The 14,139-nt window shown below is 72.5% G+C and carries 13 protein-coding genes; 8 read left to right on the top strand and 5 right to left on the bottom strand.

Translation table 11 applies throughout. From position 1 onward, the window contains the following. Nucleotides 1–12: 12 nt before the first annotated feature. Entirely contained in the window at nucleotides 13–756 is a 744-nt protein-coding gene (locus tag BU52_RS14500; RefSeq protein ID WP_037933631.1) for an SLATT domain-containing protein, read from the bottom strand. 303 nt (nucleotides 757–1,059) lie between these two features. Between BU52_RS14500 and BU52_RS14505 the strand changes: the two genes are divergently transcribed. The 3 genes from BU52_RS14505 (at nucleotide 1,060) to BU52_RS14515 (ending at nucleotide 2,721) form a co-directional block, all read left to right on the top strand. Then, nucleotides 1,060–1,401, top strand: a complete 342-nt coding sequence (locus BU52_RS14505; RefSeq protein WP_078903235.1) for a YbaB/EbfC family nucleoid-associated protein — start codon at nucleotides 1,060–1,062, stop codon at nucleotides 1,399–1,401. Nucleotides 1,402–1,469: 68 nt separating this feature from the next. Beyond that, nucleotides 1,470–2,069, top strand: a complete 600-nt coding sequence (gene recR, locus BU52_RS14510; RefSeq protein ID WP_037933637.1) for a recombination mediator RecR — start codon at nucleotides 1,470–1,472, stop codon at nucleotides 2,067–2,069. After that, nucleotides 2,062–2,721, top strand: coding sequence for a DUF5063 domain-containing protein (locus BU52_RS14515; RefSeq protein ID WP_037933638.1), 660 nt, complete (start codon nucleotides 2,062–2,064; stop codon nucleotides 2,719–2,721). Before recR ends, BU52_RS14515 begins: the two co-directional genes overlap by 8 nt. A gap of 6 nt (nucleotides 2,722–2,727) precedes the next feature. On the opposite strand, the gene BU52_RS14520 is transcribed toward BU52_RS14515, so the two are convergent. Then, the gene (locus tag BU52_RS14520) at nucleotides 2,728–3,000 is read right to left on the bottom strand and encodes a hypothetical protein (protein WP_037933641.1); all 273 of its coding nucleotides are present in this window, start codon (nucleotides 2,998–3,000) and stop codon (nucleotides 2,728–2,730) included. A gap of 67 nt (nucleotides 3,001–3,067) precedes the next feature. Next, nucleotides 3,068–3,541: a hypothetical protein gene (locus tag BU52_RS14525; RefSeq protein ID WP_037933644.1), complete on the bottom strand. Its 474-nt coding sequence runs from the start codon at nucleotides 3,539–3,541 to the stop codon at nucleotides 3,068–3,070. Nucleotides 3,542–4,270: 729 nt separating this feature from the next. Between BU52_RS14525 and BU52_RS14530 the strand changes: the two genes are divergently transcribed. The 4 genes from BU52_RS14530 (at nucleotide 4,271) to BU52_RS14545 (ending at nucleotide 8,910) form a co-directional block, all read left to right on the top strand. Beyond that, nucleotides 4,271–5,548, top strand: a complete 1,278-nt coding sequence (locus BU52_RS14530) for an aspartate kinase (RefSeq protein ID WP_037933648.1) — start codon at nucleotides 4,271–4,273, stop codon at nucleotides 5,546–5,548. Continuing rightward, complete coding sequence (locus BU52_RS14535; protein WP_037933651.1) at nucleotides 5,548–6,621, top strand: aspartate-semialdehyde dehydrogenase; 1,074 nt, start codon at nucleotides 5,548–5,550, stop codon at nucleotides 6,619–6,621. Before BU52_RS14530 ends, BU52_RS14535 begins: the two co-directional genes overlap by 1 nt. 472 nt (nucleotides 6,622–7,093) lie before the next feature. Then, the gene (locus tag BU52_RS14540) at nucleotides 7,094–7,693 is read left to right on the top strand and encodes a SigE family RNA polymerase sigma factor (RefSeq protein ID WP_235216335.1); all 600 of its coding nucleotides are present in this window, start codon (nucleotides 7,094–7,096) and stop codon (nucleotides 7,691–7,693) included. Beyond that, nucleotides 7,690–8,910: a hypothetical protein gene (locus tag BU52_RS14545; protein WP_037933653.1), complete on the top strand. Its 1,221-nt coding sequence runs from the start codon at nucleotides 7,690–7,692 to the stop codon at nucleotides 8,908–8,910. Before BU52_RS14540 ends, BU52_RS14545 begins: the two co-directional genes overlap by 4 nt. Here the strand turns inward: BU52_RS14545 and BU52_RS14550 are convergent. Continuing rightward, complete coding sequence (locus BU52_RS14550) at nucleotides 8,877–9,707, bottom strand: SURF1 family protein (protein ID WP_037933655.1); 831 nt, start codon at nucleotides 9,705–9,707, stop codon at nucleotides 8,877–8,879. The genes BU52_RS14545 and BU52_RS14550 overlap by 34 nt on opposite strands. 291 nt (nucleotides 9,708–9,998) lie before the next feature. Here BU52_RS14550 and BU52_RS14555 point away from each other — a divergent pair, with 291 nt between their 5' ends. After that, nucleotides 9,999–11,846, top strand: coding sequence for a S9 family peptidase (locus tag BU52_RS14555; RefSeq protein ID WP_037933658.1), 1,848 nt, complete (start codon nucleotides 9,999–10,001; stop codon nucleotides 11,844–11,846). 269 nt (nucleotides 11,847–12,115) lie between these two features. Here BU52_RS14555 and BU52_RS14560 read toward each other — a convergent pair whose 3' ends face one another. After that, nucleotides 12,116–14,023 carry an NAD-binding protein gene (locus tag BU52_RS14560; protein WP_051858214.1) on the bottom strand — a complete coding sequence of 636 codons (1,908 nt, stop codon included), beginning with the start codon at nucleotides 14,021–14,023 and terminating at the stop codon, nucleotides 12,116–12,118. Nucleotides 14,024–14,139 lie beyond the last annotated feature (116 nt).

A 14,139-nucleotide genomic window follows, 5' to 3' on the forward strand; every position in this document is an offset into this window, starting at 1 on the left:
TGACGGCGCGGCTCAGCGCGGCTCGGGCGGACGCTGCCGCGGCATGTTCGGGCGCGCCGGGCCCGGCGGGGACGGGAAGCGGCCGTGCGGGACGGAGCCCTCCGGGCGCCCCCCGCCGGCCACCGACGTCCGGACGCCCAGCGGCGCGCCGCCGCTACGGAACTCCACCATCCAGTCGGCCGTCTCGACGCGCACCAGCTCCGTCACGTCCTCCGAGAACCGCCGCAGCACCGACAGGCACCGCTCGGCCGCCTCGCTCGCCGTGCCCTCCGTCGGGCCCAGCACCTCGCGGACGCACTCCGACGCCCAGTCGAACTGGAACGCCTGGAGCCGCCGCTGCAGCGCCTGCGCCGTCGCCACGTCCCGCATCCAGCCCGACGTCATCCCGAAGAACCGGTCCCCGGCGACACACGCCACCGCGAGCAGCAGGGCGAGATACCCCCAGGGCGCGGTGCCGTCGGCCACCCCGGTCAGCTCCAGCAGCGGCAGCCCGGCCCCGGTCAGCGCGCCCACCGCGGTCCCGGCCCGCAGCGCCCACGCGCACCGCCGCTTCCACGCCCGGTCCTCGAGATACCAGGCGGCCGTGTCCAGCGCCCCGCGCTCCACCCACCGGTACAGCTCGTCCAGCCGGGCCGCCGGCTCGCCCCAGTCCCCGAGCGGGAACCGCCGTCCGGCAGGATCGCCCGGCCGCGCTCCGGCCGCCCCCTCGCCCCGCCGGTCCGGCCGACCTTCGGGCTGCATCTCCGGCTGACCCACCCGGTATCTCCCTACTGAACTGACCCTGCCGACCCCTGCTGATCCCTGCCGACCCCGCGTACCGTCCGTGCGTGAGGTGTGACGCCAGGTGCTCGCGCGGCCGACCCTTCCTACCGCCCAATGGGTGGCGGTGTCGGAGGTTCGTGCTTTTTTACGCCCGGAAGAAGGCCGTGATCAGGTAGAGGGCCCCCACCGGAACTCACTCGAAAGAGTGCTGGGGCGACGGCTGTCCCGACCACGTAGGCTCGTGCCGTACGGCAAACCGTGACATGCGGACCGACGGACCGACCAAGGAGCTGAATCGTGATCCCCGGTGGTGGCCAGCCCAACATGCAGCAACTGCTCCAGCAGGCCCAGAAGATGCAGCAGGACCTGGCCAGGGCGCAGGAGGAACTGGCGCGTACGGAGGTCGACGGCCAGGCGGGCGGCGGCCTGGTGAAGGCCACCGTCACCGGCTCCGGCGAACTGCGGGCGCTGAAGATCGACCCGAAGGCGGTGGACCCGGAGGACACCGAGACCCTCGCGGACCTGGTCGTGGCGGCGGTCCAGGCGGCGAACGAGAACGCCCAGGCGCTGCAGCAGCAGAAGCTCGGCCCGCTGGCCCAGGGCCTGGGCGGCGGCGGTATCCCGGGTCTGCCCTTCTGACCATTCCAAGACGGCCCCCGGGCCTCTACCGTACGTACTGAAGAGACACCAGGAAGGACGGCAGTCCGTTGTACGAAGGCGTGGTCCAGGACCTCATCGACGAGCTGGGGCGGCTCCCCGGCGTCGGTCCCAAGAGCGCGCAGCGGATCGCCTTCCACATCCTCCAGGCGGAACCGACGGACGTACGGCGTCTCGCGCACGCGCTGATGGAGGTCAAGGCGAAGGTCCGCTTCTGCGCGACCTGCGGGAACGTCGCGCAGGAGGAGCAGTGCGCCGTCTGCCGCGACCCCCGCCGCGACCCGGCGGTCATCTGTGTCGTGGAGGAGCCCAAGGACGTCGTGGCCATCGAGCGCACCCGTGAGTTCCGGGGCCGCTACCACGTGCTGGGCGGCGCGATCAGCCCGATCGACGGGGTGGGCCCCGACGACCTGCGCATCCGGGAACTCCTGGCCCGTCTGGCCGACGGCACGGTCACGGAGCTCATCCTGGCCACGGACCCGAATCTCGAGGGCGAGGCCACGGCGACGTACCTCGCCCGCATGATCAAGCCCATGGGCCTGAAGGTCACCCGCCTGGCCAGCGGCCTCCCTGTGGGCGGCGACCTGGAATACGCGGACGAGGTGACCCTCGGTCGCGCCTTCGAGGGGAGACGACTCCTAGATGTCTGACGCCACGCTGCACGCGACGCACCAGAACCCGGACGACTTCGCGGTCCAGATCGCCGATCAGATCGAGAGCTTCCTGGTCGCCGTCACGGAGGTCGCGAAGGGGGACGAGCCGGACTCCGCGGTCCCCTTCCTCCTCCTGGAGGTCTCCCAGCTCCTCCTGGCCGGCGGACGTCTGGGCGCCCACGAGGACATCGTCCCCGACGAGCGCTACGAGCCCGACCTGGGCCCCGAGGCCGACGTGGACCAGCTCCGCGAGAACCTCGCCCGCCTCCTCGACCCGATCGACGTCTACTCCGAGGTGTTCGACCCGTACGAGCCCCGCAAGGCGCCCGTCCCGGCCCGCATCTCCGACGACCTCACCGACGTCATCACCGACCTGCGCCACGGCATGGCCCACTACCGCGCCGGCCGCACGTCGGAGGCCCTGTGGTGGTGGCAGTTCTCCTACTTCTCCAACTGGGGCTCCACGGCGTCCGCCGCCCTGCGCGCCCTGCAGTCCGTGGTCGCCCACGTCCGCCTCAACCAGCCCCTCGCCGAGCTCGACGGCCTGGACACCGACCAGGGCATGGGTGACGACACCCTGGAGTTCGAGGCGGGCAAGGTCATGGCCGAGGAGATCGGCGCCCCCCTGGGCATCCGTCCGGCCCTGTAGGTCGGCTCAGGACCAGGGGAAGCCCTCGTTGATGCCGAACAGCACCGTCATCAGCGCCAGCAGCCCCAGCGGGACGACGACGAACGCCGCTTCCGGACGTTCGCGCCGGAGCGCCTGCCAGCCGAGGGCGACGGCGGGGCCGGACAGTCCCCCGGCCATCAGCGCCCAGCCCGCTTCGGCACTGCCGACGACGTTGAACGCGACGAACGCTGCGAGGACGAACAGCGCGGGGGAGGCCCACAGGTGCCTCAGCGCACGCGGGGCTTCGGAGTTGGCCATCGGTGTGTTCCCTTCCGCGGCACGGGGCGGCGCGTCGGCGCGCCGCCCCGCGTGACGTGCCGGTCCCTCAGACGAGGCTGCGGATGTACGTGTACAGCTGGTACTGGGCCTCGGCGCCGGCGGCGACCCAGGCGATGCGGACCGGGTGGTACCAGGGCAGGCCGTCCATGTACGAACGGAACTTGCCCCAGTTGGCCTTGGCGGCCTTGACCGCCCCGCTGTAGATCTTGCCGCCGTGCTTCTTCAGCAGGTTGAACAGTGCCTTGGCGGCGCCACCGACGGCACCTCGCGCCTGGACGTCGGTGGCCGTGCCGGCCGCCACGGCACGCAGCGACGTGGTGTCCTGCGCCTTCAGCTCGGCCGACACGGCCGGGTCGGCGAGCAGGGCGCGGGCCTGGGCCGCGGTCAGCGTCACCTGCGAGGAGGCCGCCGGGCGGGCCGGAGCGGTGGTCTCGGACGCCTGCGCCAGGCTCGCGCCGGCCCCGATGGAGACGGCCGCCACGGCCGAAACGGCGGCCAGACGCAGTGTGTTGCGGGTCATGTACGATCTCCCTTGTGTTCAATCACAAGGGGAGGAAGCCCAAAAGGGCGACCTGGACTGGCGTGGAAACCGAAATGGTCCCCCCGCGGACTTCTTCCCCCGATTAATTCCTGCGCCTCAACTGGGCTGGTCAGGCCCGGTGTTCGACGCGGCAGGAACATAACACGGTGCATGATCATTTCGCCACTGGCCATTTTCGTTCGCCCGCCCGCGAAGCCCATGTAATTCGATTTTGAATTCAACGATCTCCGGTTTCGGCCATTACGCGGAGCGGTGAATCGCCTTCGATACGGTCACACGGTGGTGTCCAGCCGTCTACGCTCGGTGGCCGATCAAGCCGCCGGCCAACTACGCCCCGGAGATCATCGCGTCCATGGAGCGAGCTGCGCGGTGCACAGGGGATGCTGAGTGCGGCGAGGGGGTACGTACACAGGGAGCGGTACTCCGCGCGGGCGGTGGACTTCATCGAGCGGGAACGGGAGGCGACGGCGTCCGTGACGGGGAGGGGGCCGTCGCCCGCCGCGCGGATGCGGTCCCGCGTGTGACCCGGGGCACTTTTCCGAGTGGGCCGCGTCGGGATGGGCATGAGCCCCCCTGCGAGAGCGCCGGGGAGTCTCACCATGCGGTATCCCGGAGGGTTTTTTCGGACGCTCGATAGACTGAACCGACCGCGTCGCACACATATGGGTGCGAACTGTGGAAAAACGACGGACTGAGCGAGGAGCGCACGTGGGCCTTGTCGTGCAGAAGTACGGAGGCTCCTCCGTAGCCGATGCCGAGGGCATCAAGCGCGTCGCCAAGCGGATCGTGGAAGCCAAGAAGAACGGCCACCAGGTGGTCGCCGTGGTTTCCGCGATGGGCGACACGACGGACGAGCTGATCGATCTCGCCGAGCAGGTTTCCCCGATCCCTGCCGGGCGCGAGCTCGACATGCTGCTGACCGCCGGAGAGCGGATCTCCATGGCCCTGCTGGCGATGGCGATCAAGAATCTGGGCCACAACGCCCAGAGCTTCACCGGCAGCCAGGCAGGTGTCATCACCGACTCGGTCCACAACAAAGCCCGCATCATCGATGTCACGCCGGGCCGGATCAAGGCCTCGGTGGACGAGGGCAACATCGCCATCGTCGCCGGTTTCCAGGGCGTCAGCCAGGACACCAAGGACATCACCACACTCGGCCGCGGCGGCTCCGACACCACCGCCGTCGCCCTCGCCGCCGCGCTCGACGCCGAGGTGTGCGAGATCTACACGGACGTCGACGGCGTGTTCACCGCCGACCCGCGCGTGGTGAGCAAGGCCCGGAAGATCGACTGGATCGCGTTCGAGGACATGCTCGAGCTCGCGGCCTCCGGGTCCAAGGTGCTCCTCCACCGTTGTGTGGAGTACGCCCGCCGGTACAACATCCCGATCCACGTCCGCTCGTCCTTCAGCGGACTGCAGGGCACGTGGGTCAGCAGCGAGCCGATGAAGCAAGGGGACAAGCAGGTGGAGCAGGCTCTCATCTCCGGTGTCGCGCACGACACCTCCGAGGCCAAGGTCACGGTCGTCGGTGTGCCCGACAAGCCGGGCGAGGCCGCCTCGATCTTCCGTACGATCGCCGATGCCGAGATCAACATCGACATGGTCGTGCAGAACGTGTCCGCCGCCTCCACGGGTCTGACGGACATCTCCTTCACCCTGCCGAAGACCGAGGGCCGCAAGGCCATCGACGCCCTGGAGAAGAACAAGGGCGCCATCGGTTTCGACTCCCTGCGCTACGACGACCAGATCGGCAAGATCTCCCTGGTCGGCGCCGGTATGAAGACCAACCCCGGCGTCACCGCCGACTTCTTCACCGCGCTCAGCGACGCCGGCGTGAACATCGAGCTGATCTCGACCTCCGAGATCCGCATCTCGGTCGTCACCCGCAAGGACGACGTGCCGGAGGCCGTCCGCGCCGTGCACTCCGCCTTCGGCCTGGACTCCGACAGCGACGAGGCCGTGGTCTACGGAGGCACCGGCCGCTGATGACCGGGACCGCAGGACCCGGGCGTTCCGGGCGGCCGACGCTCGCGGTCGTGGGGGCGACCGGGGCCGTCGGCACGGTCATGCTCCAGATCCTCTCCCAGCGGGCGGACGTCTGGGGCGAGATCAGGCTCGTCGCCTCCCCGCGTTCGGCCGGCCGCAAGCTGGCCGTGCGCGGTGAGGAGGTCGAGGTCGTCGCGCTCACCGAGGAGGCCTTCGACGGGGTCGACGTCGCGATGTTCGACGTGCCCGACGAGGTCGCCGAACGGTGGGCGCCCCTCGCCGCCGCGCGGGGAGCGGTGGTGGTGGACAACTCCGGCGCGTTCCGCATGGACCCGGACGTGCCGCTCGTCGTGCCCGAGGTCAACGCGCACGCCGTGCGCAGGCGCCCGCGCGGGATCGTCGCGAACCCGAACTGCACCACCCTGTCGATGATCGTCGCGCTGGGCGCGCTGCACGCCGAGTTCGGCCTGCGCGAGCTGGTCGTCTCGTCGTACCAGGCGGTCAGCGGCGCCGGGCACGCGGGCGTGCGGACCCTGCGCGCACAGCTGTCCCTGGTCGCCGGCACGGAACTGGGCACCAGCCCGGGCGACGTGCGGCGGGCCGTGGGGGACAACACCGGTCCCTTCCCGGAGCCGGTCGCGCTGAACGTCGTACCGTGGGCCGGGTCTCTGCGCGAGGACGGCTGGTCCTCGGAGGAGATGAAGGTGCGGGACGAGACCCGCAAGATCCTCGGCCTGCCCTCCCTGCCCGTGGCGGTCACCTGCGTCCGTGTCCCCGTGGTCACCGCGCACTCCCTCACCGTGCACGCCCGTTTCGAGGGCGAGGTCACCGTCGACAGGGCGCGCGAGATCATCGCCACGGCGCCCGGCGTCGTCCTCTTCGACAACCCGGCCGCCGGGGAGTTCCCCACCCCCGCCGACGTCGTCGGCACCGATCCGACCTGGGTCGGGCGGGTCCGGCGGGCCCTGGACGACCCCACCGCGCTGGAGCTCTTCGTGTGCGGGGACAACCTGCGCAAGGGAGCCGCGCTCAACACCGCCCAGATCGCCGAACTCGTCGCGGTTGAACGATAAAAAGTTCGTGATCGCACAGGATTCGTTTGTAGGATCTATGTAAGTCTTGTGAGCCGGGATTCTCGGTCTGGACCACTTGAACCTGCATGTCCGGCGACCGAGGATGGCATGAGGATCCAACTCCCCGCCCTTCGCAACCAAGCGGAGGGCGGGGAGCGTCTTTGCGGTCACCCTTCGCGGGGCGTGGGGACACTGCGTTCCAGGCGTGGGGACGTCTGGAACCGGGCGTGGGGACGCCCGTTCATATGGAATACAGGGGAAGAGCGGGACGCATGAGGGCATGTGAGGTGCTGTCGGTGGTGCTGCCCGATGCGGACGGGTGGCCGGTGGCACCGGCCGCCGCACATGTGACGCCCGGCGCGTACAACCCTTACGGGGGGAAGCGGGTCCAACTGGCGTGGCTGAGGTACTCGACTTCACAGCGCCGCGTGGCACGGTCCTCCGTCCGCCCCGCCCGGCTCTCCGACCCCGCATGCCCGGCGCGCCCGGCGGCGGCATGCCGGTGATCGCGCCCATGCCCGCAGCGCGCCCCGCCCGCGTCCCGAGTCAGCGTGACGGCGCCGACGGCGCCGTGGTGGCCGGCACCACCGTCGACCACCTCACCGAGACCTACCGCGCGCACTACCGCTCGCTGCTGGGCCTCGCGGCGCTCCTCCTCGACGACACCGCCTCCTGCGAGGACGTCGTCCAGGAGGCGTTCATCCGCGTCCACTCCGCCCGCAAACGCGTCCGGGACCCGGAGAAGACCCTGGCCTATCTGCGTCAGACGGTCGTCAATCTGTCCCGTTCCGCGCTGCGCCGCCGCATCCTCGGCCTCAAACTCCTCTCCAAGCCCATGCCCGACATGGCGAGCGCGGAGGAGGGCGCCTACGACCAGCTGGAGCGCGACTCCCTCATCAAGGCGATGAAAGGGCTCCAGCGCCGGCAGCGCGAGGTGCTGGTGCTGCGCTACTTCGCGGACATGACCGAGGCGCAGGTCGCCGACACGCTCGGCATCTCGCTGGGCTCGGTGAAGGCGTACGGCTCGCGCGGTATCGCGGCGCTGCGGCTGGCCATGGGGGCGTCGGCATGAGCGACGGCAAGGACGCGCGGCCCGAGGAGCGCGAGCCGGAGGGCTCGCACGCCTCCGGCACCGGGCGGGAGCCCGAGGACGGCGCGCCCGCCGCCGAGGTCCCGCGCGAGACCGGGGCGCCGCACGAGCAAGAGCCGAAGCACACGCACGCTGGGAACGGAACTGTGAACGACGGCCGGGACGAACAGAGCCCCGAGGGGCTCGACTCGGACGAGAGGGAACTGCGCGCCCTGCTGCACCAGGCGGTGCGCGAGGTGGAGCCGGACGACGGCACCCTGGACTACCTGCGCCGGGCCGTCCCCGCCCGCAGGGCACGCAAACGCCAGGCCCTCGTCGGCATGGCAGCCGCCGCCCTCTTCCTCGGCACCGCGGTCCCCGCCGCCGTCCACGTGTCCGGCGGCTCCGGCTCCGACGCCAATCCCTCCGCCGTCGGCCACGCCTCGCAGGATCAGGGCGGCACCGGCCAGGGCAAGGACCCCGGCGGCGGTCAGAGCACCGCGGGCGGCCCTTCGGACCAGGTCGAGGGCACCGGCAAGGACGACAAGAAGGACGAGGACGAGGACGGCGCGGGCACCGGCTCCGGCGCGGGCGCGAGCGAGGGCGCCGGCCCCTCGGCGGGCACCTCGGCCGAGGCACCCGTCTGTACCGCCGCCCAGCTCGGACCGGCGGTCGCGAACAGCGCCGCTCCCGACTCCATGGGCGCCGTCTACGGCTCGTTCCGGGTCACCAACGTCTCCATGGCCGACTGCGCCGTCGACGGCGCCGGCGGGCTGAGCGTGACCCCGCAGGGCGCCGCCTCCGCCGACAAGGTGGGCTCGGCGCGGCACGTGGCGGGGGACGCGGCGGCCGAGCTGCCCGACCCCTCCCTCGAGGCCGCGCGGCTGGTGCTCGAACCGGGCGCCGCCTACGAGGTGCGGTTCGCCTGGGTCCCCTCCGAGACCTGCCCCGCCCCGGGCGAGACCACGGGGGGCGGCACCGGCGGCCCCTCGCCCGACCCGACACCCAGCTCAGACCCGACGACCACGACCGGCGCGTCCGCGGGCACCGACACCGGCACCGGCACGACCACTCAGCTGTCCACGGAGGACGGCGGGACGGACGGCAGCGTCGCGGTGACGTACACGCCGTCGACGGGTTCCGGCCCGGCCACCACGACGGTGAGCAACGCCTGCGCGGGCACGGTCTACTGGACGGGGCTGCTGACACCCGTCGGCTGACGGGGGCCGTCACCGGCGTCCTCACCGTCACCGTGCTCGTCCGGGACCAGGCCCAGTTCCGCGTCCCGGGCGAGCTCCAGCTCACGGCGCAGCAGACGGAACCACATGAAGATCACGAAGCCCACGAAGGCGAACCACTCGGCGGTGTAGCCCAGGTTCTGGAACGCCTTCAGGTCCAGTCCCGTCCCGCTCGGCGCGGACGCCGGTACCGGCTTCATCCCCGTGTCCCCGCGGTTGAGCGTCACCCAGGCGTCGTACACGTCGTACGGCACGAGGTTCACCAGCGAGGCCGCGCTGATCGCGGACGTCTGGCCCTCCGGCAGGCCGCCGCGCGCGCTGACGCCGTTGCTGCCGGGTGTCTCGGACGCCTGGAGCGCGCCGGTGACGGTGACCTCACCGGCCGGCACCGGGGGCACCCGGGCCGGGTCGGGGTCACCGGGCAGCCAGCCCCGTACGACGGGCAGCGCGCGGCCGGTGCCGGTGCGCAGCAGGGTCAGGACGTAGTAGCCGTCCTCGCCGTCCAGCGTGCGGTCGGGCACCAGCAACTGGGTGTCGTACCGGCCGCTCGCGGTGGCCTGCTTGCCGGAGGTGGCCTTGGTCACGGGCAGCAGGTCGTCCAGCGGCCTGGCCGCCTCCTGCTGGTCCGAGGCGATCCGTTCCTCGGCGTCGCGGTGGTCGTCCACCCGGTCCTCGAACCTGCCCAGCTGCCAGGACCCCATGAAGATGCAGAAGGGGATGGCGAGCAGCAGGAAGACGTTGATCCCCCACCAGCGGGGCGTCAGCAGAAACCGGTACACGCCCTCAACGGTACGGGTCCGCGGGCGGTTCCCGTCCCGCGGGGTCGCCCGCGGGACGGGGCGCGGACGGGGCGCGGACGGGGCGCGGACGGGGCGCGGACGGGGCGCGGACGGGGCGCGGCGCGGGGGTGGGCGCGGGGTGGGCCGGGGGCCGGCCGACGCGGGTCGCGGGGCGAGCGGGGTGCCTGGCCGGGTGCCTGGCCGGGGGGCCGGTGAAGGATCCGGGGGAAGTTGTCCACAGGCTGGGGGCCTGGGCCGCGCGATGCCCCCCGGGGCGGGCAGTATGGGGTCATGACTGAGAGCAACGGGTCCGACGCGCCGGACCGGGCGGACCACCAGACCGAGCGAGTGGAACAGGGCGCGGGCATGCCCGACTGGGAGAAGCGTTTCCGGGCGCCCCGGGTGTCCCTGCCCGACTGGGCCGAGGACGCCCCCGACCGCTCCCTGTTCGTGTCGAACGCGACGGGGACGTACGAGCTGTACGCCTGGGACCGGGCGACCGGTGAGCAGCGTCAGGTGACGGACCGGCCCAACGGCACGACGGACGGGATGCTCTCGCCGGACGGCGAGTGGATCTGGTGGTTCGACGACAAGGACGGCGACGAGTTCGGCGTCTGGCGGCGCCAGCGGTTCTCGGGCGGCGAGGACGAACTCGCGGCCCCGGGCCTGGACCCCTCCTACCCCGCCGGTCTGGCACTGGGCAGGGACGGCCGCACGGCGGTCGTGGGCCGCTCCACGGACGAGGACGGTACGACGATCCACCTCGCTCGCACCGGTGAGGCTCCGGTGGAGCTGTACCGGCACCGCGAGTCGGCGGGCGTCGGCGACCTCTCCCACGACGGTTCGCTGATCGCCGTCGAGCACACCGAGCACGGTGACGCGATGCACTCCGCGCTGCGGGTGATGCGCCCCGACGGCACGACGGTCGCGGAGCTCGACGACACCAGGGGCGGCACCGAGGAGCTGGGCCTGGAGGTGCTGGGCTTCGCCCCGGTCGAGGGCGACACCCGGCTGCTCATCGGGCACCAGCGGCGCGGACGCTGGGAGCCCCTGGTGTGGGACGTGGCGACGGGCGAGGAGACGGACCTCGCGCTGGACCTGCCCGGTGACGTGAGCGCCGAGTGGTACCCGGACGGCACGGGCCTGCTCATCGCGCACGGCTTCGAGGCCCGCGGCGAGCTGTTCCGCTACGACCTGACCGAGCGCCGGCTGGAGGAGATCCCCACGCCGCGCGGCGCGGTCTCGGGCGCGACGGCCCGCCCCGACGGCAGCGTGGAGTACCTGTGGTCGTCGGCGGCCCAGCCGCCGGCGGTGCGCTCCACGGCGGGCGGTGTGGTCCTCGACCCGCCGGGGATGAAGTCGCCCGGGTCGGTGCCCGTGGAGGACGTGTGGGTGGAGGGCCCGGGCGGCCGCATCCACGCGCTCGTGCAAAAGCCGGCCGGTGCCACCGGCCCGCTCCCGACGGTCTTCGACATCCACGGCGGCCCCACCTGGCACGACAGCGACTCCTTCGCGGCGGGCCCGGCGGCCTGGGTCGACCACGGCTACGCGGTGGTCCGCGTCAACTACCGGGGCTCCACCGGCTACGGGCGCGCCTGGACCGACGCGCTGAAGCACCGGGTGGGCCTGATCGAGCTGGAGGACATCGCGGCGGTCCGCGCATGGGCGATCACCTCCGGCCTGGCGGACCCCGCTCGGCTGATCCTCACCGGCGGCTCCTGGGGCGGCTACCTCACCCTGCTGGGCCTCGGCACGCAGCCGGACGCGTGGGCGATGGGCATCGCGGCGGTTCCGGTCGCCGACTACGTCACGGCGTACCACGACGAGATGGAAGCGCTGAAGGCGATGGACCGCACGCTGCTCGGAGGCACCCCGGAGGAGGTCCCCGAGCGCTTCGAGGCCTCGTCCCCGATCACCTACGTCGACCAGGTAAAGGCGCCGGTCTACATCTCGGCCGGCGTCAACGACCCCCGCTGTCCCATCCAGCAGATCGAGAACTACGTCAAACGCCTCGAGTCCCGCAACGCGGTCCACGAGGTCTACCGCTACGACGCCGGCCACGGCTCCCTGGTGGTGGACGAACGCATCAAACAGATCCGCCTGGAACTCGACTTCGCCTCAAGACACCTCCCGGCATAACCCCCCGCCGCGGGCAGCCGTGCCGCCATAGCTGCGGGCAGTCGTGCTGCCGTAGCTGCGGGCAGTCGTGCTGCCGTAGCTGCGGGCAGTCGTGCCGCTGGGGCGGCACGGGTGGGCGCAGCGGCACCCCGCAAGCGCGGGTAAGCGAAGCCCGCCCCCGCCAGGCCCCGGCGCACGGCACCAGCACCGGCACGCGCGGGGGTCAGCAAAGCCCACCCCACCCCACCCCACCTCGCCTGACCCCCGGCGCCGGGGGCCGGGCGGCCGGATCAGCGTCCCGCCGCCCCGGCCCCCCGGTGCCGCCCCAGCAACTCCGCCAGCCCCCGCCGCGTCGCCGCCAGCACCACCCGGTCCCCCGCCCGCAGCACATACGTGTCCGGCAACTCCCACACCAGCCCCGACCCCGGCGCCCCCACCTCCGCCCCCGTGTCCCCCCGAACCGCCGCATCCCCCCGCGCCGCCGTGTCCAGCGCCAGCACCCGCCACGCCCCCGCCCGGAACGCCTCCCCCACGGTCCGCCCTTCGAGCTGCGGATGCCCGCCCACCACCACCGCGGCGAACAGCAGCACCCGCCGCTCCACCGGTATCGCCCCGAGGATCTGCCGCCCCATCATCGCCCCGGCGAACGCGGGCGCCGCCAGGTGCGACACGCTCCGGCTCCGCGTCAGCGCACCGGGATGCGCCGTCCGCAGCGTCCGGTACACCGCCCTCGCGAAGTCGTCGTCGTACAGCCGCAGCACCGCCCGCAGGTCCTGCCGCACGGACCGCGCGTACAGCACCGCCTCCAAATTCGTCGTGTCCGCGCTGGTCAGCGCGAGCAGCGCGTCCGCGCGATGGATCTTCGCGGCTTCCAGCACACCTTCCTGCGTGACGTCCCCGACGACCACCGGCACGCGTAACCGGCGTGCCACGGCCACCCCCCGCGCATCCGGGTCCGCCTCCACGCACACCACCGGAATGTGCAGCTCCCGCAGCCGCGTCAGCACCCGCGTCCCGACCTTGCCCAGCCCGAGCAGCACCACGTGCCCGCTCAGCCCGCGCGGCGGCTTCCGCAGCGCCGACGCCGTACGGAACGTCCCCAGCGCCTCCAGCACCGCCGCCAGCAGCACCGGCAGCAGCAGCAACCCGACCAGCATCGAGAGCAGTTGCAGCACCTGGCGCCCGGTGGACTGGTGGTGGGCGGGCTCGTTGATCGCGAAGAGATCCAGCAGCGTGACGTACGTGGCGTGCAGCGGGTTGTCCCGGGTCACCACCGTCAGCGCGACGGCGAGCGCGACGACCGCGGCCACCAGCCCCGCCAGCGACCACCGCAGCCGCCGCGAGAACAGTGAGGCGAACGGCGGGCCGCCCCGCCCCACGGGCAGCGGCGGTCCGGAGTAGGAGACCTGCTCCAGCACCACCGTCCCGCGCCCGGTCGCCGCCGCCACCGCCCGTGCGTCGGGCAGCAGTTGCGGCCCCTGCTCGCCGCTGTCCTCCGAACCCTCGGCACCCGCCGGGTCGTTGCTCGTCGCGGACAGCAGCGCCAGCGTGCACAGCCCCGGGTCGGCCACTTCCCCCGGCCCCGGAGGCCGACGTTCCACCGCCCGCAGCAGCAGCCCCTCCGCGTCGACGACCTTGCTCGTGCCGACGAGCGCGCTGGCGACCAGCGCGGGCGCGGCCGTGTCGGCGTCGGACAGCACGGTCGTGGCGATGTCGGCCCCCGCGCCCCCGCGGCCGTGAGCCGCGCCACCCGCCAACTCGGCGGCCTGGTCGAGCAGCGCCTCGATGTGCTGCCCCAGCCGCCGGTTGTACAGGCGCAGGACGAGCCGCAGCCTGGGGTTGAGCCGACGGGCGTTCAGCGCGGCACGGATGTTGGTCTCGTCGTCGTCGTACACCAACGCCAGCGCGGCGGCCCGTTCCACGCCCGCCTCGGCGAGCACGGCCTCGGTGGGTTCGGCGGCCTCCACCACCCGCGCGCCGGAGGCGGAGGTGCCGTCGGAGTCGCCGTTGCCCCGGTTGTTGACGGCGGTGACGACGCGGTCCAGCAGGGCCGCGGACGCCGCACGGGCCCGCCCCACCATCGGCTGCCGCACACCGCTCGCGGCGGGCGGCACCACGAGGGTCACCTGCTCGCGGTACACACCCCTCAGTTCGGCGGCGAGCCGGTGCGCCAGCCCGTCGTCCCCGCACACCACCATGGGGGCGGACGGATCGCTGGGCGGGGCGGGGTTGGGAAGCAGGCTCACCACAGGGGGAGAGACTGCCTCATCGTCACGCGTGGTTCCAGGCGGCACCTGAACAATCCGGCACGTCC

It is taken from the genome of Streptomyces toyocaensis, from assembly GCF_000725125.1.
In the GTDB taxonomy this organism is placed as follows: domain Bacteria; phylum Actinomycetota; class Actinomycetes; order Streptomycetales; family Streptomycetaceae; genus Streptomyces; species Streptomyces toyocaensis.

What these genes read in the sequence shown, in the direction of transcription:
- BU52_RS14515 (WP_037933638.1), top strand. Translation starts at nt 2,062, where the DNA reads ATGTCTGACGCCACGCTGCACGCGACGCACCAGAACCCGGACGACTTC.
- BU52_RS14520 (WP_037933641.1), bottom strand. Translation starts at nt 3,000, where the DNA reads ATGGCCAACTCCGAAGCCCCGCGTGCGCTGAGGCACCTGTGGGCCTCC.
- BU52_RS14525 (WP_037933644.1), bottom strand. Translation starts at nt 3,541, where the DNA reads ATGACCCGCAACACACTGCGTCTGGCCGCCGTTTCGGCCGTGGCGGCC.
- BU52_RS14535 (WP_037933651.1), top strand. Translation starts at nt 5,548, where the DNA reads ATGACCGGGACCGCAGGACCCGGGCGTTCCGGGCGGCCGACGCTCGCG.
- BU52_RS14540 (WP_235216335.1), top strand. Translation starts at nt 7,094, where the DNA reads ATGCCCGGCGCGCCCGGCGGCGGCATGCCGGTGATCGCGCCCATGCCC.
- BU52_RS14545 (WP_037933653.1), top strand. Translation starts at nt 7,690, where the DNA reads ATGAGCGACGGCAAGGACGCGCGGCCCGAGGAGCGCGAGCCGGAGGGC.
- BU52_RS14555 (WP_037933658.1), top strand. Translation starts at nt 9,999, where the DNA reads ATGACTGAGAGCAACGGGTCCGACGCGCCGGACCGGGCGGACCACCAG.
- BU52_RS14560 (WP_051858214.1), bottom strand. Translation starts at nt 14,023, where the DNA reads ATGGTGGTGTGCGGGGACGACGGGCTGGCGCACCGGCTCGCCGCCGAA.